Genomic DNA, 26,392 nt, shown 5'->3' with positions numbered 1-26,392 from the left:
GGATCATCCGCTGATCTTTTATGTCCAGTCGTGATCAAGGCGCGCATGCTTTAAAACAGCCAGGCGTGCGCCAACTGCCGCTTGAATTGCCCAATGCGCCGCCGCGTTACGATCGCGGCGCGTTCGTGCGCGCCGATGCGAACGAAACGGCGTGGCGGACGGGGCAGGCGTGGCTCGCGTCGAATGAGCCGGCGCTGGTCGTCTGCGGACCGCAAGGCGCCGGCAAGACCCATTTCGCCCGCGCCCTGACCGAGGATCTCGGGCCGGCGCTGCTCCGCGCGGAAGAGTTTGCGGGCGCGCCGCCGGCGCCGCTCGCCATTGTCGACGACATGCCGGCGGCCGACCCGAGGGCCTTTCTTGACGCGTTCGAAACCGGCGCCGCCGCCGGCCGGCGTTTCATTCTCGTCGGGGAAGGTCATCCTTCGGCCTGGTCCATGGGGCTTAAAGATTTGAGGACGCGCATCGAGGCGGCGCCCCGGGCGGTGCTCGCCGACCCGGACGAGGCCCTGATCCGCGCGGTGATCGCCAAGGGCTTCCGCGACCGCCAGGTCGCCGTCTCGGCCCAGGTGATCGATTACGCCGTGCCGCGCCTCGCCCGCACCTTCGCCGCCGCGCGGGCCTTCGTCGCCCTCGCCGACCGCGCCGCCCTCGAGGAAAAGCGGAAAATCACCACGCCATTCGTCCAAAAACTTCTTGATAACCTTTCTGAAGGCGATCCGGCGCCATAAAAGACATTTGGCGCAGGAAAGAGGCGAAGGCGATGGCTGCCGATGACGGCGTAAGGCAGGGACTGGAAGGGGCCGCAATGATTGCGCCCGACTCTCCCGGGCGGTTCATCAACCGCGAAACTTCGTGGCTCGCCTTTAACGGCCGCGTCCTCGAAGAGGCGTTCAACGAACATCATCCGCTGCTTGAGCGCTTAAGATTTCTGTCGATTTCCGCCAGCAATCTCGACGAGTTTTTCATGGTCCGTGTCGCGGGGCTTCGCGGCCAGGTGCGCGAGGGCGTGCCCGCCGTCAGTCAGGAAGGCATGTCCGCGCAGGAACAGCTCGCCGTGATTTCCGACCAGGCGGCGGCGCTGATGGAAGAGCAGCAGCGCTGCTGGCGCGAGCTGCGGCCATTAATGCGCGAGGCGGGGGTGCTCGTCCTCGAAGACGACGAGCTGACCGAGGCCGATCTTGAATGGCTCGAGCAGGAATTTCAGGCGAACATCTTTCCGATCCTGACGCCGCTGGCGCTCGATCCGGCCCATCCTTTTCCCTTCGTGCCCAATCTCGGTTTTGTCCTGTGTTTCGAGCTGAAGCGCAGCGACGGCTCGCTGCTCGAAGCGCTGTTGCCGGTGCCGGTGAAGATCGGCCGCTTCATCCGCCTGCCGGACGCTCCCGGAACCGAGGAGGCGCGCGCGCCCGTGCGTTACGTCTCTCTCGAAAAAACCATCGTGCGGTTTATCCAGCATGTCTTTCCCGGTTTCGAGATCATGGCGCACGGCGCCTTCCGGGTCTTGCGCGACTCCGATGTGGAGATCGAGGAAGAAGCCGAAGACCTGGTGCGCGTCTTCGAGACCATGCTGAAGCGGCGCCGGCGCGGCGACGTCATTCGCGTCAAGATCGATTCGATTACGCCGGATCATCTGCGCGATCTCATTCGCGAGCGGTTGCAGGCGACGCCGCAGGACGTCATCGTCGTGGACGGCATTTTAGGGCTCGCCCAGACCAACGAGCTGATCCCCGCCGACCGCCCCGATCTCCAGTTCGCGCCGTTTGAGCCGCGCTTTCCCGAACGCATCCGCGAACATGGCGGCGATTGTTTCTCGGCGATCCGGGCGAAGGACATTCTCGTCCATCACCCTTACGAGTCGTTCGACGTGGTGGTGCAGTTCCTGAAACAGGCCGCCGCCGACCCGAAAGTCGTCGCCATCAAGCAGACGCTCTACCGCACCTCGAAACAATCGCCCATCGTCGAGGCGCTGATCGAGGCGGCGGAGGCCGGCAAGAACGTCACCGCGCTCGTGGAGCTGAAAGCCCGTTTCGACGAAGAGGCGAATATCCGCTGGGCGCGCGCCCTCGAGCGCGCCGGCGTCAATGTCGTCTACGGCTTTCTCGAATATAAGACCCACGCGAAATTGTCGCTTGTGGTCCGGCAGGAAGACACCGGCGCGCGCACCTATGCGCATGTGGGCACGGGCAATTACCACCCGATCACCGCGAAAATTTACACCGATTTGTCGCTTTTCACCTGCGATCCGGCGATCGGGCGCGATGCGGCGAAAGTGTTCAACTTCATCACCGGCTACGCCGCGCCGAAAGAGTTCGAGAAATTCGCCGTCGCGCCCTTAAACGCCCGCCAGCACATCGCCAAGCTCATCGACAAGGAGATCCGCAACGCCGGCAAAGGCAAACCGGCGGCGATCTGGATGAAGATGAACGCGCTTGTGGACGGCGCCGTCATCGACAAGCTTTACGAAGCCTCGAACGCCGGGGTGAAGATCGATCTCGTGGTGCGCGGCATTTGCTGTTTGCGCCCGGGCGTGCCGGGCCTGTCGGAAAACATTCGCGTCAAAAGCATTGTCGGGCGCTTCCTCGAACATGCGCGAATCTACTGTTTCGGTTCGGGCGACAGCCTGCCCAATCCGGGCGCTAAAGTGTTCGTTTCTTCCGCAGACTTGATGCCGCGCAATCTGAACCGCCGGGTCGAGGTCTTCTGTCCCATCGAGAATCCGACCGTGCACAGCCAGATTCTCGACTACATCATGGTCGCCAATCTCACCGACGAAGCGCAAAGCTGGATCCTGAAATATGACGGCTCTTATGAGCGCGTGAAGCCGGCCGGAGAGGGCGAGGCGTTCAACGTCCACACCTATATGATGACCAATCCGTCGCTGTCGGGCCGCGGCGGGGCCATCGAATATAATGCTCCGCGCGAGCTCAAGCGGCGGAAATGACGGCCGCCGGGCTTCGAATCGGGAAAGAGTGCTGAGTGCGCTTTTCGCAGTTGATGATGAAGCACGAATGACGAGATGGCGGCCCCGAAAACATCTTCACCCTTGAGCGACCGCCGGGCGGTCGTCGACATCGGTTCGAACTCGGTCCGCCTTGTGGTTTACGAAGGCCCGCCGCGCGCGCCGATTCCGATCTGCAACGAAAAGGCGCTGTGCGGCCTCGGCCGCGACATGACGGAGGATGGCGGACTCAATCCGGGCGCCGTCTCCGACGCGCTCGCAACGCTGACGCGCTTTCGCCATGTGCTCGACGATCTCGGCCGCCCGCCGGCGACGGCGATCGCCACGGCGGCGGTGCGCGTCTCGAAAGACGGCCCCCGTTTCGTCGAGGCGGCGCGCGCCCTCGGCTTCGATGTCGACGTGATCACCGGCGAAGAGGAAGGCAAGCTCGCCGCGCTCGGCGTCGTTCTGGTGGAGCCGGGCGCGACCGGCATTGTCGGCGATATGGGCGGCGGCAGTCTGGAGCTCGCCATGCTGTCTTCGGGCGAAGCCGCCGGCAGCGTCAGCCTGCCGATCGGGCCTTTGAACCTGATGCAGGCGTCGAAGGGCGATGCGAAACGCGCCTCGAAAATCATCGACGATCATCTTTCAGAAGTCCCGTTTTTAACAAAAGGCGCCTCGGACACGCTTTACACGGTGGGCGGCGCCTGGCGCGCCATCGCCCGCATTCACATGGGGCTGAAAGGCTATCCGCTCCCGGTCCTGCACCATTACGAGCTGACGGTGGGGCAGGTGATCGAGATTTGCGATCTCCTGGGCAAATTAAGCCGCAAATCGCTTGAAGAGATTCCCGGCATTCCGCGCCGGCGCATCGACACGCTGCCGCTCGCCTCGACGGTGTTGAAAGCCGTTCTGACCCGGATGAAAGCGAAAAAAGTCGTGGTCTCCACCGGCGGCGTTCGCGAGGGGCTCTTGTATTCGGGGCTTTCCCCGCAAGACAAAACGCTCGATCCGTTCCTCGAAGCCTGCCGGTTTTACGCCGACAGGCTGGCGCCGGACGCCGGCTTCGGGGAAGCGGCGTTCGACGCGATCGAACCGCTGTTCGCCCGTGACGATCCGGACGGCGCGCGCCTGCGCTACGGGACGGCGCTGCTCGCCGATATCGGCGCCTATTTCCATCCTGATTTGAGAGGACGCCATGCATTCGACACGGCGCTCCGGGCCCCGTTTTATGCGGTGAGCCATGAAGAGCGCTTGTGGATCGCGCTGGCGCTTTTCCGGCGCCATCAGGGGCGTTCGGCGCCGCCGCCCAATGAAGAGGCGATGGCGCTGCTTTCCGAAGAGGCGCGGCTGCAAGCGACGCGTTTCGGCCTCGCTTTGCGCTTTGCGGCGGCGATCGCGCCGAAGGCGCCTGCGGCGCTGAAAGGCTGCCGTCTCGAAAACCGGGACGGGGAGATCGTCTTCAATGCGCCTTCGGACCGTCAGGCCTTGATGGGCGAAACGCCGCGCCGGCGCTTCGTGTCGCTGGCCTCGGCGTTCGACGCCGGCGCCGGGGAAGTCTACGAAGATTAGGGAATAGCGTTGGCGGCGCTGGAAAGGCCGTGAAGTTTTACTCATTGCCCATAAATTCGGCGCCCCAATAAGTTGACCGCAGCGTCGAGGCTTCATCACCTGCGATGAATTCTTCGCTGAATCCCGCATTCGGTGCGTAGTTGTCCACGGATGTCGCGGCGGGCGTATAGTCTCTCAACTGTCATCCCGCACGCGCTGCAGCATGGGAATGCTGCTGCGCAGATGCAGGACCCATGGTCCGGCTCAAATGGAAGCTGCTGGGTCCCGTGTCTGCAGCGCGTCATTTCATGCCGTGCAGCGCACGGGATGACAGGCTGAACAGGAGAACCCGCCGTGAAACACGCCGTGGAACAATTTACGCAAATGGCGCCAAATCGGCCTGAAAGCCAGCAAAGACGGGAGAAAAAAGAAAAGAGTAATCCGTTTTACGCAAATTGTTCCACGGCGGGCGCGCCGCTATTTGCGGAACATGTCGAGGCCGTTCACCCGTTCGAGGATGCGGTCGGTGAGGGCCGACGGCAGCAGGTTCCGCAGCGCCAGCGCATAGGCCATTTTCGGCGGGGCGACATAGCGCGATTTCGGATGTTCGGCGGTCAGCGCATGATGCACCGCCTCGGCGACGACCGAAGGACCCGGCGCGGCCGGATGCTGGCGCTCGAACCAGGCCTTGAAGGTCGTCACCTGATCGCCGTAAGGCGCGTCGGTTTCATAACGCTCGAGCATCTCGGCCTCATGGGCGCCGAAAGGCGTGTTAATGGCGCCGGGGCGCACCACCGAAACCTTGACGCCGTAAGGAACGAGTTCGCGGCGCAGGGAATCCGACAGCCCCTCCACCGCATGTTTGGAGGCGGCGTAAACGCCCTGAAAGGGCGAGGCGATGCGGCCCGTCAGCGAGCCGATATTGACGATGCGCCCGCGCCCGGCCTCGCGCATTTGCGGCAGGACCGCTCTTGTCACGGCGGCGAGGCCGAAGACATTGGTTTCGAAGACCTGGCGCCATTCGTCGGCGGGCAGCTTTTCCAGGGGCCCCATGGAGGACGCGCCGGCATTGTTGACGAGACCGTAAAGCGGCGCGCCATCCTCGGCGATGGTCTTCATGGCGGCGGCGATGGACGCCTCGTCGGTGACGTCCATGGCGAGGGCCGTGATGCGCCCCGCGCCGACGGCGCCGGCGAGCTCCTTCAGCTTGTCGAGACGGCGCGCCGCGGCGAAGACGCGAAAGCCTTTATGGGCGAGAAACACGGCGCATTCCTCGCCAATGCCGCTCGACGCGCCGGTGATGAGAACGGATTGGTACAAGGCGGCCTCCTTCTTCAGCAGGCGCTAGACGAGCCGCGAACGCTTCACCGCCGCCTCAATAAAAGAGGCGAACAAGGGATGCGGGTCGAATGGCCGGGATTTCAGTTCCGGATGAAACTGAACGCCGATGAACCAGGGGTGCTCCGGGATCTCCATGATCTCCGGCAATTCGCCGTCGGGCGAGGTTCCCGAAAACACGACGCCATGGTCGGAAAGCCTTTCGGCCCAGCCCATGTCGACTTCGAAACGGTGACGGTGGCGTTCGCTGATCTCGGTCGTTTTGTAGATGTCCGCGACGCGGCTGCCGGGCTTCAGTTTCGCCGGATAGGCGCCGAGGCGCATGGTGCCGCCGAGATCGCCGTCTTCGCTACGCGTTTCTTTCTGGTTGCCGCGCACCCATTCGGTCATCAGGCCCACGATCGGCTTGCCGCAGGAAGAAAATTCCGACGAACTCGCCTGCTTTTCGCCGAGAAGGTTGCGCGCCGCCTCGATGATCGCCATCTGCATGCCGAAGCAAATGCCGAAATAGGGGATCTCTTTTTCGCGCGCGAAGGTCGCCGCCTTGATCTTGCCTTCCGCGCCGCGTTCGCCGAAGCCGCCGGGCACGAGAATGCCGTGCACGCCTTCAAGGGCGGAAATCGCTTCTTCTTCCTTTTCGAAGACGTCGCTTTCGATCCATTCGATATTGACGCGCACATTGTTGGCGATACCGCCATGGGCGATGGCTTCGATCAGCGATTTATAGGCGTCTTTCAGGACCGTGTATTTGCCGACGACGGCGATGGTGACTTCGCCGTCCGGCGCGGTGACGCGATGAACGATGTTCTCCCAGCCTTCGAGCTTCGGCTCGGGCGGGTTCTTCACGCCGAAGGCGTCGAGGACTTCGCTGTCGAAACGCTCGGCGTGATAGGTGAGGGGCACCTCGTAAATCGTGCGGCAGTCGAGGGCCTGCACCACCGCGGAGGGGCGCACATTGCAGAAAAGCGCGATCTTCTTGCGCTCGCTGCCGGGGATTTCCCGGTCGGCGCGCACCAGAAGGACGTCCGGCTGGATGCCGATGGCGCGCAGCTCGCGCACCGAATGCTGGGTCGGCTTGGTCTTGAGTTCGCCCGCAGACGGGATGAACGGCATCAAGGTGAGATGCACGTAAACCGCATCGCCGCGCGGCAATTCGTTGCCGAGCTGGCGGATCGCTTCGAAAAAGGGCAGCGCCTCGATGTCGCCCACCGTGCCGCCGATCTCGCACAAAACGAAATCGGCGCCGCCGGCGTCGGACAGAACGAACTGTTTGATGGCGTCGGTGACATGGGGAATGACCTGCACCGTGGCGCCGAGATAATCGCCGCGCCGCTCGCGCTCGAGAATGCGCGAATAGATCTGCCCCGTAGTGACGTTGTCGCTTTTCGAAGCGGACACGCCGGTGAAGCGTTCGTAATGACCGAGGTCGAGATCGGTCTCGGCCCCGTCATCGGTGACGAAGACTTCGCCATGCTGATAGGGCGACATGGTGCCGGGATCGACGTTCAGATAGGGGTCGAGCTTTCTCAGCCGGACCTTGTAGCCGCGCGCCTGAAGAAGCGCGCCCAACGCCGCCGAAGCAACACCTTTTCCGAGAGACGACACCACGCCGCCGGTAATGAATATGTACCGCGCCATGGAAGTCCGTCATAGAGCCAGAATCATGTGTTAGCAACACGCGTTTGGCGCGGATGAGCAGATGTTGGGCAGGGGTTTGCCGGCCGGACATCGGCGACGTTAAGACTCTCTTCCCGGATCGGGCTGCGGGCGAAAAGTCCGCGCGATCGAACGCGGAATCCGACAGCCGGCGAAACCGCCGGAACGCCGCTTAGCGGTTCGGCCCGTCGGTGGTCGTCTCGTCCGTTCCCGGCTGCGGTTCGCCGGCGTTTTCGGGCGCGTCGGCCGCGCCCGTCGGAGCTTCCTGCGCAGGCTCTGTATTGGCGGAGGGGGCGTCGACACCCTCCGCGTTCAGGAGGTCTTCCGTCGTTTCGGGCGCCGGAGCGGCTTCGTCTTCCGCGCCCAGAGAATTCAGGATGTCTTCGGTCGACATTTCGCCGCTGGATTGCGGCTCCTCTGCCGGGGCCTGGGTCTCCGCGCCGGTCAGTTCGTCGAGAACCGCATCGGAGTTGTCGCCGGTCCCGGCGCGAATCGCCAGAACCACCGAGGTGGCGAAAAACGCCGCCGCCAGAATCGCGGTCGTGCGGGTGAGCGCATTCGCCGCGCCGCGGCCGGTCATGAAACCGCCGCCGCCCCCGCCGCCGCCGAGACCGAGCGCGCCCCCGTCGGAACGCTGCAGCAGCACCACGCCGATCAGCGCCAGCACGATAAGGGAATGGATGGTCAGAATAACGACGGTCATGCGAAGGTCTCCGCCCTCAGGGCTGTCTCGCCCGGCGGGCTCTATTTAGGGGGCCGGACGCCGATGTCAAAGGCGGGCCCGTAAAAGGCGGGCCTTTGCCGGGACGGCCGGAGGGGGCCGGGACTTAAAGGAAACCCGGCGCCCCCGCAAGTCCGGAGATTGCAAGTCCGGAGACCGCAAGTCCGCAGGAGGCCGCCGCTCTAATGGGCGCGCAGGCGCCGGCGCACCTTGGCGATCTGGCGGTTGAGAATGGGCGGCAGGAAATCGCCGAGGATCTCGTTTGACCGCACCTGCCAGTCATAGCGGTCATGCGTGCCCGGCCGCGCAAAGAATTGCGTGGTCTTCGAGGCCTTCGCGGGGTCCCATGTCGGCGTGTAATAATAAAGCGCAATCGACCGCCGCGATTCGCCGTCCGGATGATTGATCGGCTGGGGGTGGCCGTGCATGGATTTGCCCGTGGTCGTGAACATCACGCAGCGATTGGCGATCGGCGCGATTTCCTGGACCTGTTCGGACATGTCCGTTTTCCAGAGCTCGAGCGCGCCGCCATATTCGACCTTCCAGTCGCGGTTGAGATAAATCAGGACATTGACGCGCCGTTCGAGATCGAGCGGTTTGTGATGGTTAAAATCGGCGTGCATGTCGAGATGCCCGCCCTGACGCGTCTCGTGAAAGCCGCCGCCGAGGAAATAAGGATCGGGCACAAGACCTTTGATGCCGGTGATGTTCTCCACGATCTTGATGAAAGGGCGCGAGTTCAGCGAATAGAACAGGTGTCGCAACGCCGGCTCCATATAGTCCGGATGATAGCTCGTCTTATAGCGTTCCTGGTCGCGGTCGAAGCTGACGCTCTCCGGGTCAGGGCCTTTCGGGAATTTCTCGATGCAAAGCTCGATCAGGTCGTTGGGGAGGAAATTGTCGATCGCGATATGAGGGAACGGATCGCCGGCCGCATAGGCCTCATGCAGCTCCTTGCCGAGATCCTTCACGGCGTCGTAGCTGAAAAGGGTCGGGTCCGACGGGTTGGATGGAAGATACGACATTTTACGCCTCACTCGCGCTGAACACACTATCTACTGCAGCGGATGCATAATCCAAGCCGGGCCCGGATTTTTGCTCTGCGTCAAACCGCCGGGATTTTCTATGGTTAAGGCGCGAATGCAACAGGATTTGGCCCGCCCGCCCGGCGCCGGTTTCCGGGCGCGGCGGGGCCCCAAAACCGCTATATTGCGTATAATATCTGGACCCAGCTGCGCAAATTCTCTCTTGTCCGCTTCCATGCCTTGCGGGTAGGAAGAGGCTGACTCAGCGCTCACACTCGGAAAGTCGAGACAAATCAATGCCAACGCCGATTCTCATGCCTGCGCTTTCTCCCACCATGGAAGAAGGCACCCTCTCCAAGTGGAACGTCAAGGAAGGGGATACGGTTTCATCGGGCGACGTCATCGCTGAAATTGAGACCGACAAGGCCACGATGGAGGTCGAGGCGGTGGACGAGGGCGTCGTCGGCAAGATCATCGTCCCCGAGGGCACGGAGAATGTGAAGGTTAACGACCCCATTGCCGTCCTCGTCGAGGAAGGCGAGAGCGCCGACGATATCGATATGTCCAAGCTGAACGGCGCCGCCGCTTCGGACGAGGGCAAGCAGGACGCGGCGCAGGACGACGCCGACGATGAGAGCGACGACAAGGAAGAAGAAGCCGCGACGCCGCAGCCGGCGGTGACGGCCGCCGCCGATCCCGAGCTTCCCGACGACGTTCAGATGGTCGAGACCACGATCCGCGACGCGCTGCGCGACGCCATGGCCGAGGAGATGCGTCGCGACGGCGACGTTTTCCTGATGGGCGAGGAAGTCGCGGAATATGAAGGCGCTTACAAAGTTTCGCGCGGGCTCCTCGATGAATTCGGGCCGAAGCGCGTGGTCGATACGCCGATTACGGAATATGGCTTCGCCGGTCTCGGCGTCGGCGCGGCTTTCGCGGGCCTCAAACCCATCGTTGAATTCATGACCTGGAACTTCGCCATGCAGGCGATCGATCACGTCATCAACTCCGCGGCGAAAACGCGCTATATGTCGGGCGGGCAGATGGGCTCGCCGATCGTCTTCCGCGGACCGAACGCCGCTGCGAGCCGCGTCGGCGCCCAGCACTCACAGGATTATGCGCCGTGGTATGCGCATGTGCCGGGCCTCATCGTGATCGCGCCTTATTCCGCGTCGGACGCGAAAGGCTTGCTGAAAGCAGCGATTCGCAACCCGAACCCGGTCGTCTTTCTCGAACATGAATTGCTTTACGGCGATGCGATGGACGTGCCCGATGTCGAAGACTGGGTGCTGCCCATCGGCAAGGCGAAAATCGCGCGCGAAGGATCGGACGTCACTATCGTCACTTATTCGCGCGGCGTGAAGTTCGCACTCGAAGCGGCGGAGAAACTTTCAGAAGAAGGGGTTTCGGCGGAGGTCGTGGATCTCAGGACGCTGCGGCCCATGGATATCGAGACGGTGCTGGAGTCCGTGAAGAAAACCAACCGCGTCGTCACCGTGGAGGAAGGCTGGGCCCCTTGCGGCGTCGGCGCGGAAGTCGGCTGGCAGGTCACGCAACATGCGTTCGATTATCTCGATGCGCCGCCCGCGCGCGTTTGCCAGGAAGACGCGCCGTTGGCTTACGCCGCCAATCTCGAAGTCATGAGCCTTCCGAATGCGGACAAAATCGTCAAGGCCGTCAAGGTCGTGATGTATAAGGACTGAATATAATGCCAACCCCGATCCTGATGCCCGCCCTGTCGCCGACCATGGAGGAAGGCACGCTTTCCAAATGGAACGTTAAGGAAGGCGATACGGTTTCGTCCGGCGACGTCATCGCCGAGATCGAGACCGACAAAGCCACGATGGAAGTGGAGGCGGTGGATGAAGGCACCGTTGGCAAGATCATCGTTTCCGAAGGCACGGAGAATGTGAAGGTCAACGCCCCGATCGCCGTGCTGCTCGAAGAGGGTGAAAGCGCCGACGATATTGATGTGAGCGCGCTGCAGAATGGCGGCGGCGCGGCTGAAACGTCGAAGCCGAACGGAGAATCCGCTCCCCCGCCTGCGGGGGAGCTGTCCGCGAAGCGGACTGAGGGGGTAAGCGACAAAACACCCCCTCCGTCGACTGCGTCGACACCTCCCCCGCGAGCGGGGGAGGAGAAGCCGGCGCAGAAATCGAACGGCCGCATTTTCGCGTCGCCCTTGGCCAAGCGCATCGCGGAGAATGAAGGGCTCGATTTATCAGCGCTGTCCGGCACGGGGCCCCATGGCCGCATCGTCAAGCGCGACGTGGAAAAAGCCCTGAAGGAAGGAACGGGCAAAGCCGCCGCCGCGCCGGCGCAGATCGCGCCGGCCTCGGTCGATGCGCGGCTCTATCCGGAAGACAGCTACACTGCGGTCAAGCTCGACGGCATGCGCAAGACCATCGCCAAGCGCCTGACCCAGAGCTTCAACCAGGAAGTCCCGCACTTCCCGCTCAATATCGACGTCGAGCTCGACCGGCTTCTGGAAGCGCGCGCGGCGCTCAATGCGACGTCGCCGAAGGAAGGCGAGGGGACGTTCAAGCTGTCGGTGAACGATTTCATCATCAAGGCCTCGGCCATGGCGCTGATGAAAGTGCCCCAGGCCAATGCGACTTATACGGACGAAGCGCTGCTCCTCCACAAGCACGCCGATATCGGCGTCGCCGTCGCCATCGAAGGCGGGCTGATCACGCCCATCGTCTGGAAGGCGGAAGAAAAGGGCCTGAAAGAGATTTCCACCGAGATCAAGGACATGGCGAGCCGCGCCCGCCAGAAGAAGCTGAAGCCCGAAGAATATCAGGGCGGCACCTTCTCGGTCTCCAATCTCGGCATGTTCGGGATCAAGAGCTTCGCCTCCATCGTGAACCAGCCTCACGGCGCGATCATGTCCGTGGGCGCCGGCGAGGAGCGTGCAGTCGTCCGCAATGGCGAGATGGTCATTCGCAATGTGATGACTGTGACGCTGACCTGCGACCACCGGGTCGTCGACGGCGCGGTTGGGGCCGAATTCCTCGCCGCCTTCAAGGCGTTCATCGAAGAGCCCACGGCGATGCTGCTTTAGGGCCCGGCGGGCCGAGAGGCAGCGGCGGCGAGTTTGTTACAAAAGCGGCTTCAGGGGCGGCGCGACGCGGGCTCGATAAACTTGAATAATATCAGTATCTTATCTGATGGACCCGAAAGCTGTGGTAGGAGAATATAACATTTCGTGATGCCGCGGCGCAAAAACGACACATTTTGGCCGCAACTTTTTGCCAATTGATTGCAATATTCTGCTCATCGCGAGGGCGTTGTGTTTACCGCGCGAAGGCGGGGCGGTCAGCGATCTCTCTCCCCCCGTGCTGATCCCGCCTCGCCGCCCCTTCATGCTTCCTCCCGCATGAGGGGCGCCCGGCGCGCCCTTGCATCTTTAAGTGTGTAAGTTTATAACATCACGAGAGTGCGGCGGACACCGCCAGTTTCTCTTCAGTACAGTTGCGTAGAGTATCAGTGGCGTATCGAAGGCGGGCGGCCTTACGTCCCCCATAAAGGCCGCCCGTTTTCTTTTGCTGTTTTCCCGACATTCCGGCGATTTCGCCCTTGCGAACGGGGCCCGGCTCCTCTAAGAGCCTGCGCCTTCGCGGGAGGTTTTGGGTGAAGTCCAGCCCAATCCGGACCGCGGCCCTTCAACGGGCGGAGGCTGTTAAATCGGTCCCGCCATCACAAACGAGAAGGCTATAAAATGGCGAAGAAAATCTCAGGCTACCTGAAGCTTCAGGTGCCGGCGGGAGCGGCCACGCCGTCCCCTCCGATCGGCCCGGCGCTTGGCCAGCGCGGTCTCAACATCATGGAATTCTGCAAGGCGTTCAACGCCAAGACGCAGGAAATGGAAAAGGGGATGCCGATCCCCACGATCATCACGATCTTTTCCGACAAGTCGTTCACTTTCGTGACGAAGACGCCGCCGGCGTCTTACTACCTCAAGAAAGCGGCGAAGCTGCAAAAGGGCGGTCAAACGCCCGGCAAAGCGGTCGCCGGCAAGGTCACCGCAGCGCAATGCCGCGAAATCGCCGAAGCGAAAATGGCCGATCTGAACGCCAACGATCTCGATGCGGCGACGAAGATCATTATGGGCTCGGCCAAGGCCATGGGCCTCGAGGTGCAGGGGTAACGATCATGGCGAAACCAGGAAAAAGAATCCGCAATGCGCGCGAAGGCCTCGACCGCGAGAAACTGCACACGGTTGAAGAAGCCGTTGCGCTCGTCAAATCGAAAGCCAGCGCCAAATTCGACGAAACGATCGAGATTGCGATGAATCTCGGCGTCGACCCCCGTCACGCCGACCAGATGGTGCGCGGCGTCGTCGCCCTGCCGAACGGCACGGGCCGCACGGTGCGCGTCGCTGTCTTTGCGAAAGACGCGAAAGCCGAAGAAGCCAAGGAAGCCGGCGCCGACATTGTCGGCGCGGAAGACCTCATGGAGAAAATCCAGGGCGGCTTCATGGATTTTGACCGCGTCATCGCAACGCCGGACATGATGGGCGTCGTCGGTCGTCTCGGCAAAGTCTTGGGCCCCCGCGGCCTGATGCCGAACCCGAAAGTCGGCACCGTGACCCCGAATGTGGCGCAAGCCGTAAAGGACTCCAAAGGCGGCGCGGTCGAGTTTCGCGTCGAAAAGGCGGGCATCGTTCACGCCGGCGTCGGCAAAGCGAGCTTCGACGAAAAAGCCATCGCCGAAAACGTGAAAGCGTTCATCGACGCGGTGACAAAAGCCAAGCCCGCAGGCGCCAAAGGCACGTATCTCAAAAGGATCGCGCTCTCCTCGACCATGGGGCCAGGCGTCAAGATCGAAACTGCAAGCGCTTAAGTCGTCGCCGAACAGTTTACAGGAAAACGGCCCTGAAAACGGGGCCGTTTTTTTATGGACGTCTCATAGTTTGACGCGCCTCAGGCGCAGCGCATTGCCGATCACCGACACGGATGAAAAGCTCATCGCCGCGGCGGCGATCATCGGACTTAAAAGAACGCCGAAAAAGGGATACAGAATCCCCGCCGCCACCGGCACGCCGGCGCTGTTGTAAATGAAAGCGAAAAACAGGTTCTGGCGGATATTGCGCATCGTCGCGCGGCTTAAGCGCAAAGCCCGCGAAACGCCGCGCAAATCGCCTTTGACGAGCGTGACGCCCGCGCTTTCCATGGCGACATCGGTTCCGGTGCCCATGGCGACGCCGACATCGGCCTGGGCGAGGGCGGGGGCGTCGTTGACGCCGTCGCCGGCCATGGCGACCCTTTCGCCCGCTTCCTGTAGTTCGCGGATGATGCGGTTCTTGTCTTCGGGCGAGACATTGGCGTGGATTTCGTCGATGCCGATTTTTTTCGCGACAGCCTCGGCGGTTTTCCGGTTGTCGCCGGTCAGCATAACTACGCGCACGCCTTCATGGTGGAGCGCGCGGATGGCTTCAGGCGTTGTTTCCTTGATGGGATCGGCGACGCCGACAAGGCCGGCAAGCGCGCCGTCAATGGCGACGAATATGACGGTTTGTCCCTCGGCCCGCGCTTCATCGGCTTTGTTCGAGAAAGCGGACGTATCGGCGCCGGCCCGCGCCATCATCTTGTCATTGCCGATGGCGACTTTGCGTCCATGCACCGTCGCTGTCGCGCCTTCGCCGGTGACGGAGTCAAAATCCTGGGCTTCGGGAATTTGAACGCCGCGCTCGCGCGCGCCGGCAACGACCGCCTGGGCCAGCGGGTGTTCGCTCGCCGCTTCGACGCCAGCCGCGGCGGAAAGCAACTGGTCTCCCGTCACCCCTTCGGCCGGTTCGACAAGAGTCAGTTTCGGCTTTCCTTCCGTCAGCGTGCCGGTCTTGTCGACGACGATGACGTCCACCTTCTCAAAAGTCTCGAGCGCTTCGGCGTTCTTGATGAGAATGCCCTCGCGCGCGCCCTTGCCGGTTCCGACCATGATCGACATGGGCGTGGCGAGCCCGAGCGCGCAGGGGCAGGCGATGATCAGCACTGAAACAGCGTTGACAAGGGCGAAAGCCATCGCGGGTTCGGGCCCGACGAAGCTCCAGACTACGAAAGTAATGACAGCGGCGAGAATGACCGCGGGCACGAACCAGCCGGCGACGATGTCCGCCAGGCGCTGGATCGGCGCGCGGCTGCGCTGGGCCTCGGCGACCATCTGCACGATCTGCGACAGGAGCGTGTCCTTGCCGACACGGGTTGCTTTCATAACGAAGCCGCCGGTTCCGTTGATCGTGCCGCCGGTGACAGTGTCGCCCGGCGTTTTTTCTACCGGCATGGGCTCGCCTGTGATCATCGATTCATCGACGGCGCTCCTGCCCTCGACGATGACGCCGTCCACGGGAATTCTCTCCCCGGGACGAACGCGCAGGCGGTCGTCTTCGGCGACATCGTCGACGGAAATTTCCTCTTCCTCGCCATTTTCATTAAGCCGCGTAGCTGTGGGCGGGGCCAGTTCCAGGAGCGCGCGGATAGCGCCGGAGGTCTGGCTACGCGCGCGCAGTTCGAGCACCTGACCGAGCAGCACCAGCGTCGTGATGACGGCGGCCGCTTCGAAATAGACCGGAACGTCGCCGCCGTGACCGCGAAACGCCGGCGGAAAGACCGACGGCGCGACGGTCGCGACCAGTGAAAACAGATAAGCGACGCTGACGCCAAGGCCGATCAGCGTGAACATGTTGAGGTTCATGGTGCGAACGGACTGAACGCCGCGCGCCAGAAACGGCCAGCCGCCCCACAGAACGACGGGCGTCGCCAGCGCGAGCTGTATCCATTGCGCCCAGCCCGGCGGCGCAATGTCCCGAAGCGGCGCGTTAGGCAACATTTCCGCCATGGCGTAGATGAAAAGCGGCAGGGTGAAGATGGCGCTCGCCCAGAAGCGCAGCGTCATGTCGTTGAGTTCGGACGTGTCTTCTTCCTGGCCGGCTTCGAAGCTTTCCGGCTCCAGCGCCATGCCGCAAAGCGGGCAGGAGCCGGGTTTTACTTGCCGCACCTCAGGATGCATGGGGCAGGTGTAGACGGTTCCGTGATAATCGGCCGGGACCGTATCGTATTTGCCGCCGGATTCGGCTGTACTTTCGCCGCCACTGCAACAAGCATCCGTCTGCTGATCTTTATGGGTATGCGCGTCGTGAGACATGCTTCATCCTCACTTTGCTTCTATGCCGGTTTTTAAAACCAGATCCGAACCCCTGCGAGAAAAGACACGCCGCCCGGATCCTCGCCGTCGGCGCGGGCGAAATCGGCCGTGTCGCCAAGGGCGCGCTCCCATGAAACACCGATATAAGGCGCGAATTCCCGCTTGATCTCATAGCGCAGGCGCGCGCCGACTTCCGCAGTCGACAGTCCCGAGCCGAGCCCGTATTCGGGAACGTCCTGAAATTCGAAATTGAGTTCCGTGCGTGGCTGAAGAATGAGGCGCTGGGTGATCAGCAATTCGTATTCCGCCTCGATGCGCGCCGAGACGTCTCCGTCATCGGAAACGAACAGCGCGGAATCCACTTCGAACAGATAGGGCGTCAGGCCCTGAAGCCCGACCACCGCGAAAGTGCGGTCGCCGCCCGGCGCGAAGTCGTGGCGCAGACCCGCCTGAGCGTCGAAAAAACCGCCAATGGCGCGGCTCCACAAGGCCTGGACTTCGGCCTCTTCGAATTCGTCGGCCTTGAAATCATATTCGCCTTCGGTCTTCACCCACAGCTTGTTGATGTCGCCGCCATACCAGCCCTGCGCGTCCCATAGGAAAACCGGATCGCCTTCATTGGAGCGGTATTCAAGCCGTTCACCCTCGACATAGCCGAGGGTCAGCCCGCCATGATGCTCACGCGTGTGTTCGCGCATCTCGCTGTTCGACGGGATGGTCTGCGCCGCTGCCGGCGCGGCGAGGAGGGAAGACGTCGCGAGAAGGGAAAGCCATTTCATTATGAGCGCTCCCCATGGCTTTTATGCATGTCATGCATGTCGTGATTGTCATGCTCCATCATTGCGTCGCGCGGGTGCACGGAGACGACGCGCATCATGCCGGCGGCCATGTGATAGAGCAGGTGACAATGGAAGGCCCAGTCGCCCACCGCGTCGGCCGTGACGTCCACCGAAACCTTTTCGCCGGGCTTGACGATGATCGTGTGTTTGCGCGGTTTGAAATGGCTCGACGGGTCGGTAACGACGTCGAAGAACATGCCGTGCAGATGGATCGGATGCGACATCATAGTGTCGTTGACGAGGGTGAGGCGCAGCCGCTCGCCTTCGTTGAAAACGATAGGTCCGTCGACTTCGGAGAATTTCCGGCCGTCGAAAGACCACATATAACGGTGCATGTTGCCGGTGAGATGCAGCTCCATCTCGCGTTCCGGGGCGCGCATGTCGGGGTTCATGTCGAGCGCCGCGAGCTGGCTGTAGGTGAGAACCCGGTGGCCGGCGTTTTCGAGGCCGAGTCCGGGCTCGTCGAGACGGCGCGAAGGAACCTCCGCGACCATGTCGACGCCGACGCCTGTCGGGTGATTGTGTTCCTGCAGCGCGGTTTCGCCGCCGGCGTCCATGGAATGGCCCGACATGTCTCCGGCCATGCCGTCATGATCCATATCACCGTGATCCATGCCTTCATGATTCATGTCGCCGTGATCCATGGACATTCCGTCATCGGAATCGTTTTTCATCCCGCCGCTCATATTCATGTCATGTCCGGCGTGCCCCGCCATGGCCATGTCGCGCATGGTGAGCGTCGGGCGCTCGCGCAAAGGCGGGACGGGCGCGCTCATGCCTTCGCGCGGGGCGAAGGTGGCGCGCGCATAGCCGGAGCGGTCGATGGACTCCGCCATCAGCGTGTAGGCTTTGTCTTCACGCGGCTGAATGACGACGTCATAGGTTTCCGCAACGCCGACCTGGATTTCATCCGTCTCGACAGGTTTGACGTTGAGGCCGTCCGCCTGAACCACCGTCATGGGCAATTCGGGAAAGCGCAGATTGAAGATGGTCATCGCCGAGGCGTTGATGATGCGCAGGCGCACCCGCTCGCCGGGATTGAAAAGGCCCGTCCAGTTGTCGCCCGGCCCGTGGCCGTTGATGAGATAAGTGTAGGTTTCGCCCGTGACGTCCGCGATGTCCGTGGGGCTCATGCGCATGGCGCCCCACATGGCGCGGTTGGAAAAAGCGGCGTCCAGCCCGTCTTCGTCCACATCGCGGAAGAAATCGACAAGCGTGCGCTTCTGGAAATTGTAACTTTCGGAATTCTTTTTCAGCTTCGCAAACACATGATCGGGGTTGGCGAAGGTCCAGTCGGAGAGGACAATCACATAATCCCGGTCATAAGCGACCGGGTCGGCGCCTTTCGGCTCGATAACAATCGGCCCGTAATGACCGGCCTGTTCCTGCAATCCCGAATGGGAGTGATACCAGTATGTGCCTGCCTGTTTGACCGGAAAGCGGTAGGTGAAGGTCTCGCCTGGCCTGACGCCGGGGAAGGAAACCCCCGGCACGCCGTCCATTTCCGGCGGCAGGAGGATGCCGTGCCAGTGGATGGAGGTGTCCTCGTCGAGGCTGTTGGTGAGATGCAGGGTCAACTCGTCGCCTTCCCGCCACCTGAGGAGCGGGGCGGGGAGCTGGCCGTTGATAGCAACAGCGCGGCCCGGCCTGCCGTCGATGGAGACCGGCGTGTGTGCGGCGCGCAGGTGAAATTCGGTTCCCGAGAGCGCCTTGAGGCCGGTCATGTCGTTCGCCGCGCCCGAGCGCGCCCAGGCGGGCAGGAGCGTCTGGGTGGCGGCTGAGCCGGTGAAGAAGGCGGCGGTTTCAAGGAACTTTCGGCGATTGAACATGGGCGTTCCCATCAGGGCTTTTCATTTGCGACCCGATCTATAATATACCCCTATAGGGTATTTCAAGTCACGGATCCGTCATGAGCCATTGCGACAAGTCATCGACCATCAAGCGCCTCAACCGCATCGAGGGCCAAGTGCGCGGCGTCGCCCGCATGATCGAGGAAGACCGCTATTGCATGGACGTCCTCCACCAGATCCAGGCGGTGAAGGCGGCGATTTCAAAGGTCGAGGATGCGGTTCTCTCCAGCCACGCCGCTTCCTGCGTCGAAGAAGCGATTGCGTCCGGGGATGCGGCGGACCAGCGCGAGAAGTTCAGCGAGCTCGTGGAGCTTTTCTCGAAGACGAAGCGCTAGCCCTCGTCTGAGATCGGGGGCTTGCGATCAGGCGCCGCCGATCAGGGGAATGAGAAGACCGCCCGCCAGCCACGCGAAAGCCAGAAACGCCAGCCAGCGCAGGATGCGTTCGCTCCACATATCTCCATCGCGCGCCATGAAGCCGGCGGTGCGCCATTTCCAGATCAGGAACGCCGCGCTGACGGCGGCGAACGCCAGATTGAAAAACAGCGTGTAATCGACCTTGAAGAATTCGCGGTCCGTCACCGATTGCGCGCTCGATGAATCGGGGAGCATGCCGAAGGCGGCGAAGCCGTAATGCATGATCACGGCGGCGCTCACAAGAATGAACAGGAAGACCGCCAGAATATATCCCGCCATGCGCCAGCCGTAATATTTCGCCTGAATGCGCAAGACCGGCAGCACGACAAGATCGCTGAAGATGAAGGCCATGACGCCGGCGAAGCTGACGCCATTGGAGAATAAGACCGCGGCGAGGGGGATGTTGCCCATGGAGCCGATGAACGTGAAGAACGCCGCCACGGGACCGATCAGGCTTTGCGCCAGCACTTCCCAGAAAGCCGGATTCTCCGCCCCGGAGCCGATAAAGAGCGCCTGAAAGAAGGCTTTCGGCACGAAGGCGGCGATAATGCCGGCGACGGTGAAGCCGACCGTCACGTCCTTCCAGACCATCCCCCATTCCATCACATAGCGGTTGGCGACTTTTCGCCAGCCTTCCCGGCTGCGGATCAGTTTCTTCCAGTCGGGAATATCTTCCGACTCTTCCTCGGCTTCCTGTTCGCGCGCATGTTCGCGCGCCTTCTCAATGAGTTTTTTTGGGCGCGTCAGGCGCACGACGAGCCACATCAGAAGGATCAGGAGAACGCCGCCGAGATATTCGCCGACGACGAATTGCCAGCCGAGGAATACGGCGATGACGATCCCCAGTTCGATGACGAGATTGGTCGAAGCGAGAAGAAAGGCGAGAGACGGGATGATCCCGGCGCCTTTGGCGAACAGCGACCGGGTGGTCGCCAGCGCCGCGAAGGAGCAAGAGCTCGAGATGAAGCCGAAGAGGCTTCCAAGCCCGACGCTCTTGGCGCCGGCCTCGCCCATGCTCTTTTTCATGCGCTCGCGCGTCACGAAAACCTGGATCATGCTGGAGATCAGATAGCCGAGGCCGAAGGCCCAGAAGGCCATCCAGAACAGGCCGAGGGTCGTCTGGGCGGCCTCGCGCCAGGTCGTGAGGAATTCGCCGGACATAGCGACACGCTAACACTGCGCGGGCGAATTCGTCCCCCGGAAGGCGGGAAGGGGCTTGCATTCGTCAAAAATGCCGCTAAGAAGCCGTCTTCTCTGGACGTCCTCGGACGTCAGGGGAAAACCTGTCCGAGACTGCGGGCGAGGGGCTTCTCCTCTTAATCTCCCGCATAGACAGAGGGAAATGGATCAGCCGGCTTTCTTGGCCGCGCTTTCCGTGAGGACCTTCTGGGGCAGGCTCTCGGCGTTCAATCGCGGGAGCCTTTTTGGTTTCCGCTTTTCAAACGCTGATTTTGAAGCCCCCCGCGGCAAGCGGGGACAGTTGGGGCCGGGGATTTCCGCGGCCTCGTATGAACCAAAGGACCTGCCTCATGGACAGAACCCAAAAGGCGGAAATGGTCGAATGGATCGGCGGCGTGTTCGATGCGAATACGGTTGTCGTGGTGGAAAATGGCGGCCTGACGGTCTCCGAATTCGAGACCTTGCGCGCTGATCTTCGCGAGGCCGGCGCCTCCATGAAAATCGTCAAGAATCGGCTCGCCAAGATCGCGATCTCCGGCAAGGCGGCGGAAAAACTTTCCGACCTCTTCCAGGGACCGACCGCTATTGCGTTCTCCGAAGATCCGGTCGCGGCGGCGAAAGCCGTCAAGAAGTTCGCCAAGGATAATGAGAGGCTCAAAATCCTCGGCGGCGCGATGGGCGAGGAAATCATGGACGAGAAGGGGGTGGACGCGCTGGCCTCCATGCCGTCTCGCGAAGAACTCATCGCCTCCATCGTTGCGGCCGTCACGTCTCCCGCGGCGGAGATCGCCGGCGCCCTCGGCGCGCCTGCGTCCAATATCGCCGGCATTCTGGAGACCCTGGAGACCCGCGAAGCGGCCTAACCATCGATCAATTTTTCTAACCCAATCAACGAACTAGGAACTTAAGACAATGGCTGATCTGAAAAAACTGGCTGAAGAGCTTGTGGGCCTGACGCTTCTCGAAGCGGCTGAGCTCAAAAACATCCTCAAAGACGAGTACGGCATCGAGCCGGCGGCGGGCGCGGTTGCGGTCGCGGCGGCCCCGGGCGCCGGCGGCGGTGAAGCGGCTGCTGAGGAAAAAGACGAATTCGACGTCATCCTGGTCGATGCCGGCGACAAAAAGATCAATGTGATCAAGGAAGTCCGCGCCATCACCGGTCTTGGCCTGAAAGAAGCCAAGGAACTCGTCGAAGCCGGCGGCAAGGCTGTCAAAGAAGCCGCGCCGAAGGCCGAAGCCGAGGAAATGAAGAAAAAGCTCGAAGAAGCCGGCGCGAAAGTCGACCTCAAATAGATTGGCGGAACCCGCCATCCGGGCGCGTTTTTCTCCTCAATTTCTTCCCCCACGGGGGTTGCGGAGGCGGGCGAGCGCGCCTATTACACCCATTCGCCGCCGACGGCAGTCCGTCGGCGGCTTCAGGCTTTGCGGCGACGTGCTTCGGTTAATCGAGAACAAAATTTAGGTCACCCGCGACCCGCGGTCGAACTTGGTCCGGCCGACGGGGCTTTTGCGCATGCGTTAACCCTGTTTGTCGCGACGGGTTTCGCGCGCTTTGGGACTGACTTCCGCTTGTGAGGATAATATGGCGCAATCCTTCGTAGAGAAGAAACGCATTAGAAAAAGCTTCGGCCGCATCGGAGACGCTGCGCCGATGCCGAACCTCATCCAGGTTCAAAAGGATTCCTACGAACAATTTCTGCAACGCTTTGCGAAGCCGGAGGACCGGGACATCGATGGCCTCGAGGCGGTGTTCCGCTCGGTCTTCCCGATCTCGGACTTCACCGAGACCGCAACCCTTGAATATGTCTCCTATGAGTTCGAGGAGCCGAAATACGACACTGAAGAGTGCCAGCAGCGCGACATGACCTACGCGGCGCCGCTGAAGGTGACGCTCCGCCTCATCGTCTTTGAGGTCGACGAGGAAACCGGCGCCAAATCCGTCAAGGACATCAAGGAGCAGGAAGTCTACATGGGCGACATGCCGCTCATGACCGACAACGGCACCTTCATCGTCAACGGCACCGAGCGCGTCATCGTCTCCCAGATGCACCGCTCGCCGGGCGTCTTCTTCGACCATGACAAGGGCAAGACCCACTCTTCGGGCAAGCTCCTCTTCGCCGCGCGGATCATTCCCTATCGCGGCTCCTGGCTCGATTTCGAATTCGACGCCAAAGACATCGTCAATGTCCGCATCGACCGGCGCCGCAAGCTGCCGGCGACGACGCTTCTTTATGCGCTGGGCATGGATCAGGAAGAGATCCTCGACGAGTTCTACGACCGCGTCTCGCACAAGAAGATCAAGACCGGCTGGACCATGCCGTATAATCCCGAGCGCTGGAAAGGCGTGAAGGTCGAGCGCGATCTCATCAACGCCAAGAACGGCGAAGTGGTGCTCGAAGCCGGCAAGAAGCTTTCGGCCCGCGCCGCCAAGAAGCTCGCGGAAGACGGTCTGAAAGACCTTCTGCTCTCCGATGAGGAGATGATCGGCCGCTTCTTCGCCTCCGACCTCGTCAATTTCGATTCAGGTGAGATCTACGCCGAAGCCGGCGAAGAGATCACCAAGGAGCATCTCGAAACCTTCGAGGAAATCGGGATCAATTCCTTCGACACGATCGACGTCGACCACATCAATATCGGCGCTTATGTCCGCAACTCGCTCAACGCGGACAAGAACCGCAATCGCGAGATGGCGCTGATCGACATTTACCGGGTCATGCGCCCGGGCGAACCGCCGACGCTGGAAACGGCGGAAGGTCTTTTCTATTCGCTGTTCTTCGATCCCGAACGCTACGACCTCTCTTCGGTCGGCCGGGTGAAAATGAACATCCGTCTCGGCTTCGAGACGGAAGACTCGCTTCGCACGCTGCGCAAGGAAGACATTATCGCTGTCTTGAAGACCCTTGTGCAGCTGCGCGACGGCAAGGGCGAGATCGACGACATCGACAATCTCGGCAACCGCCGGGTGCGTTCGGTCGGCGAGCTTATGGAGAACCAGTACCGCATCGGGCTTTTGCGCATGGAGCGCGCCATCAAAGAGCGCATGTCCTCGCAGGAACTCGACACGCTGATGCCGCACGATCTCATCAACGCAAAGCCGGCGGCGGCGGCGGTGCGAGAATTCTTCGGCTCCTCGCAGCTCTCGCAGTTCATGGACCAGACCAACCCGCTCTCGGAGATCACTCACAAGCGCCGCCTTTCGGCGCTTGGCCCGGGCGGCCTCACCCGCGAGCGCGCCGGCTTCGAAGTTCGCGACGTGCACCCGACCCATTACGGCCGGATCTGCCCGATCGAGACGCCGGAAGGGCCGAATATCGGCCTCATCAACTCCCTTGCGACCCACGCGCAGGTCAACAAATACGGCTTCATCGAAAGCCCCTACCGCAAGGTCGAGAACGGACGTCTGTCGGACGACGTCGTCTATCTCTCGGCGATGGAGGAGGCCCGCTACAACATCGCGCAGGCCAACGCCGAGGTCGACGAGAACGGCAATCTCGCCAATGAATTCGTCAACTGCCGCGCCGGCGCCTTCCGCGACGCCACGCTGATCCCGCGCGAGGAAGTGCATTATATCGACGTTTCGCCGAAGCAACTCGTTTCGGTCGCCGCGGCGCTCATTCCGTTTCTCGAAAATGACGACGCCAACCGTGCGCTCATGGGCTCGAACATGCAGCGCCAGGCCGTGCCGCTTCTCCAGGCCGAGGCGCCGTTCGTCGGCACCGGCATGGAAGCGATCGTGGCCCGGGATTCCGGCGCCGCCGTCTCCGCGCGCCGTCACGGCGTCGTCGAGCAGGTGGACGCCCAGCGCATCGTCATTCGCGCCACGGAAGAAAAAGACCCCACCAAACCGGGCGTCGACATTTACAACCTCCGCAAGTTCCAGCGCTCGAACCAGAACACCTGCATCAACCAGCGCCCGCTGGTGAAGATCGGCGACCAGGTCCGCGAAGGCGACATCATCGCCGACGGCCCCTCGACCGATCTCGGCGAACTGGCGCTCGGCAAGAACGTGCTCGTCGCGTTCATGCCGTGGAACGGCTACAACTTCGAGGACTCGATCCTCATTTCCGAGCGCATCGTGCGCGACGACGTGTTCACCTCCATCCACATCGAGGAATTCGAAGTGATGGCGCGGGACACGAAGCTCGGGCCCGAAGAGATCACCCGCGACATTCCGAACGTCTCGGAAGAGGCGCTCCGCAATCTCGACGAGGCGGGCATCGTCGCCATCGGCGCCGAAGTTCACCCGGGCGACATCCTTGTGGGCAAGATCACGCCCAAGGGTGAATCGCCAATGACGCCGGAGGAAAAACTCCTGCGCGCCATCTTCGGCGAGAAGGCCTCGGACGTGCGCGACACCTCCCTCAAACTGCCCCCGGGCGTTGCGGGCACGGTCGTCGAAGTCCGCGTCTTCAACCGTCACGGCGTCGACAAGGACGAGCGCGCGGTTTCTATCGAGCGTGAGGAAGTCGAACGTCTCGCCAAAGACCGCGACGACGAACTCGCGATCCTCGAGCGCAACGTCTATGGCCGCCTGAAGCCGCTCCTCATGGGCAAAGACGCCGTCTCGGGCCCGAAAGGCTTTGAGAAGGGCACGGTCACCGAGGAGGTGCTCGAAGAGCAGCTCACGCGCGGCCAGTGGTGGAAGATCGGCGTCGCCGACGATGCGGTGATGGCCGAAATCGAAGCCATGAAAAAGCAGTTCGACGAGTCGAAAGCGCGCCTTGAGGCCCGCTTTGAAGACAAGGTCGACAAGCTGAAGCGCGGCGACGAACTGCCGCCGGGCGTGATGAAGATGGTCAAGGTCTTCGTCGCCGTGAAGCGCAAGCTTCAGCCGGGCGACAAGATGGCCGGCCGTCACGGCAACAAGGGCGTCATCTCCAAGATCTCGCCCATGGAAGACATGCCGTTCCTCGAAGACGGAACGCCGGTCGATATCGTCCTCAATCCCTTGGGCGTGCCGTCGCGCATGAATGTGGGGCAGATTCTCGAGACCCATCTCGGCTGGGCCTGCCGCGGTCTCGGCCGCCAGATCGACAATATGCTCGAGCAATGGGAAGCGGGCGAAAAAACCCGCGAAGATCTCATCGCGCAGCTGAAAGACGTCTATGGCGAGGAGCAGGTGCTGCCGCGCTCCAATGAGGAGCTGAAAGAACTTGCGACGAACTTGAAGCGCGGCGTGCCGGCGGCGACTCCGGTCTTTGACGGCGCGCGCGAAGCCGAGATCGTCGACATGCTGACCAAAGCCGGGCTCGAAGAGTCAGGGCAGGTGACGCTGTTCGACGGACGCACCGGCGACACGTTCAAGCGCAAGGTGACCGTGGGCTACAAGTATCTCTTGAAGCTGCACCACCTGGTGGACGACAAGATTCACGCGCGCTCCATCGGCCCTTATTCGCTCGTCACGCAGCAGCCTCTGGGCGGCAAGGCCCAGTTCGGTGGTCAGCGCTTCGGGGAGATGGAGGTCTGGGCGCTCGAAGCTTACGGCGCGGCCTATACGCTGCAGGAAATGCTCACCGTGAAGTCGGACGACGTCGCCGGCCGCACGAAAGTCTATGAAGCGATCGTCCGCGGCGACGACAGCTTCGAGGCGGGCATTCCCGAAAGCTTCAACGTGCTCGTGAAAGAGATGCGGTCGCTCGGCCTTAATGTGGAATTGCAGAACGGGTGACGCGTCGGCGTTTCCCGTTCCACCCTTTGATTTTATTTGCGGACTGATCATCCGCCCCGAAAGTTAAG

General features: G+C 62.0%; 19 protein-coding genes. 11 read left to right on the top strand and 8 right to left on the bottom strand.

Annotated features, from left to right (window positions below):
* The first annotated feature begins 65 nt into the window (after positions 1–65).
* The 3 genes from CW354_RS21180 to CW354_RS21170 all read left to right on the top strand — a co-directional run bounded on the left by CW354_RS21180 (position 66) and on the right by CW354_RS21170 (position 4,510).
* Positions 66–728, top strand: a complete 663-nt coding sequence (locus CW354_RS21180; RefSeq protein ID WP_104832101.1) for an HdaA/DnaA family protein — start codon at positions 66–68, stop codon at positions 726–728.
* Between the two features lie 32 nt (positions 729–760).
* The gene (locus CW354_RS21175) at positions 761–2,941 is read left to right on the top strand and encodes an RNA degradosome polyphosphate kinase (RefSeq protein WP_104832100.1); all 2,181 of its coding nucleotides are present in this window, start codon (positions 761–763) and stop codon (positions 2,939–2,941) included.
* Positions 2,942–3,016: 75 nt separating this feature from the next.
* Positions 3,017–4,510: a Ppx/GppA family phosphatase gene (locus CW354_RS21170; protein ID WP_104832099.1), complete on the top strand. Its 1,494-nt coding sequence runs from the start codon at positions 3,017–3,019 to the stop codon at positions 4,508–4,510.
* A 456-nt stretch (positions 4,511–4,966) separates the two neighbouring features.
* Here CW354_RS21170 and CW354_RS21165 read toward each other — a convergent pair whose 3' ends face one another.
* The 4 genes from CW354_RS21165 to CW354_RS21150 all read right to left on the bottom strand — a co-directional run bounded on the left by CW354_RS21165 (position 4,967) and on the right by CW354_RS21150 (position 9,229).
* Positions 4,967–5,809 carry an SDR family oxidoreductase gene (locus CW354_RS21165; protein ID WP_165793888.1) on the bottom strand — a complete coding sequence of 281 codons (843 nt, stop codon included), beginning with the start codon at positions 5,807–5,809 and terminating at the stop codon, positions 4,967–4,969.
* Between the two features lie 24 nt (positions 5,810–5,833).
* Positions 5,834–7,465, bottom strand: a complete 1,632-nt coding sequence (gene pyrG, locus CW354_RS21160) for a CTP synthase (protein WP_104832097.1) — start codon at positions 7,463–7,465, stop codon at positions 5,834–5,836.
* Positions 7,466–7,655: 190 nt separating this feature from the next.
* Entirely contained in the window at positions 7,656–8,186 is a 531-nt protein-coding gene (gene secG, locus CW354_RS21155) for a preprotein translocase subunit SecG (RefSeq protein ID WP_104832096.1), read from the bottom strand.
* Positions 8,187–8,386: 200 nt separating this feature from the next.
* Positions 8,387–9,229, bottom strand: coding sequence for a 2OG-Fe(II) oxygenase (locus tag CW354_RS21150; protein WP_104832095.1), 843 nt, complete (start codon positions 9,227–9,229; stop codon positions 8,387–8,389).
* 296 nt (positions 9,230–9,525) lie between these two features.
* Between CW354_RS21150 and CW354_RS21140 the strand changes: the two genes are divergently transcribed.
* From CW354_RS21140 to rplA, 4 genes are all read left to right on the top strand, one after another.
* The gene (locus CW354_RS21140) at positions 9,526–10,932 is read left to right on the top strand and encodes a pyruvate dehydrogenase complex E1 component subunit beta (protein ID WP_104832093.1); all 1,407 of its coding nucleotides are present in this window, start codon (positions 9,526–9,528) and stop codon (positions 10,930–10,932) included.
* A gap of 5 nt (positions 10,933–10,937) precedes the next feature.
* Positions 10,938–12,293, top strand: coding sequence for a pyruvate dehydrogenase complex dihydrolipoamide acetyltransferase (locus CW354_RS21135; protein ID WP_104832092.1), 1,356 nt, complete (start codon positions 10,938–10,940; stop codon positions 12,291–12,293).
* Between the two features lie 657 nt (positions 12,294–12,950).
* Positions 12,951–13,379 carry a 50S ribosomal protein L11 gene (gene rplK / locus CW354_RS21130; protein ID WP_104832091.1) on the top strand — a complete coding sequence of 143 codons (429 nt, stop codon included), beginning with the start codon at positions 12,951–12,953 and terminating at the stop codon, positions 13,377–13,379.
* 5 nt (positions 13,380–13,384) lie between these two features.
* The gene (gene rplA / locus CW354_RS21125; RefSeq protein WP_104832090.1) at positions 13,385–14,074 is read left to right on the top strand and encodes a 50S ribosomal protein L1; all 690 of its coding nucleotides are present in this window, start codon (positions 13,385–13,387) and stop codon (positions 14,072–14,074) included.
* Between the two features lie 63 nt (positions 14,075–14,137).
* Here the strand turns inward: rplA and CW354_RS21120 are convergent, their stop codons facing one another.
* The 3 genes from CW354_RS21120 to CW354_RS21110 are packed head-to-tail and all read right to left on the bottom strand — an operon-like array spanning position 14,138 to position 19,040.
* Positions 14,138–16,372: a copper-transporting P-type ATPase gene (locus CW354_RS21120; protein WP_104832089.1), complete on the bottom strand. Its 2,235-nt coding sequence runs from the start codon at positions 16,370–16,372 to the stop codon at positions 14,138–14,140.
* Positions 16,373–16,404: 32 nt separating this feature from the next.
* Positions 16,405–17,151 (bottom strand): copper resistance protein B, encoded by a 747-nt coding sequence (locus CW354_RS21115; protein ID WP_104832088.1) that lies wholly within the window; start codon positions 17,149–17,151, stop codon positions 16,405–16,407.
* Positions 17,151–19,040 (bottom strand): copper resistance system multicopper oxidase, encoded by a 1,890-nt coding sequence (locus CW354_RS21110; RefSeq protein ID WP_104832397.1) that lies wholly within the window; start codon positions 19,038–19,040, stop codon positions 17,151–17,153. The genes CW354_RS21115 and CW354_RS21110 overlap by 1 nt, the downstream gene beginning before the upstream one ends.
* Before the next feature lie 80 nt (positions 19,041–19,120).
* Here CW354_RS21110 and CW354_RS21105 point away from each other — a divergent pair, with 80 nt between their 5' ends.
* A complete protein-coding gene (locus tag CW354_RS21105; protein ID WP_104832087.1) occupies positions 19,121–19,396 on the top strand; it encodes a metal-sensitive transcriptional regulator in 276 nt (91 codons plus the stop codon).
* A gap of 27 nt (positions 19,397–19,423) precedes the next feature.
* On the opposite strand, the gene CW354_RS21100 is transcribed toward CW354_RS21105, so the two are convergent.
* Positions 19,424–20,638, bottom strand: coding sequence for a permease (locus CW354_RS21100; protein ID WP_104832086.1), 1,215 nt, complete (start codon positions 20,636–20,638; stop codon positions 19,424–19,426).
* Positions 20,639–21,006: 368 nt separating this feature from the next.
* Between CW354_RS21100 and rplJ the strand changes: the two genes are divergently transcribed.
* From rplJ to rpoB, 3 genes are all read left to right on the top strand, one after another.
* Positions 21,007–21,519 (top strand): 50S ribosomal protein L10, encoded by a 513-nt coding sequence (gene rplJ, locus CW354_RS21095; protein WP_104832085.1) that lies wholly within the window; start codon positions 21,007–21,009, stop codon positions 21,517–21,519.
* 49 nt (positions 21,520–21,568) lie between these two features.
* Positions 21,569–21,949, top strand: coding sequence for a 50S ribosomal protein L7/L12 (gene rplL / locus CW354_RS21090; protein WP_104832084.1), 381 nt, complete (start codon positions 21,569–21,571; stop codon positions 21,947–21,949).
* 289 nt (positions 21,950–22,238) lie between these two features.
* Positions 22,239–26,324 (top strand): DNA-directed RNA polymerase subunit beta, encoded by a 4,086-nt coding sequence (gene rpoB / locus CW354_RS21085; RefSeq protein WP_104832083.1) that lies wholly within the window; start codon positions 22,239–22,241, stop codon positions 26,322–26,324.
* The last annotated feature ends 68 nt before the right edge of the window (positions 26,325–26,392 follow it).

Origin of the sequence: Hyphococcus luteus, from assembly GCF_002943565.1 — a bacterium.
In the GTDB taxonomy this organism is placed as follows: domain Bacteria; phylum Pseudomonadota; class Alphaproteobacteria; order Caulobacterales; family Parvularculaceae; genus Hyphococcus; species Hyphococcus luteus.
The sequence above is the reverse complement of the archived record's forward strand: the minus strand, read 5'-3'. Positions and strand labels throughout refer to the sequence as shown.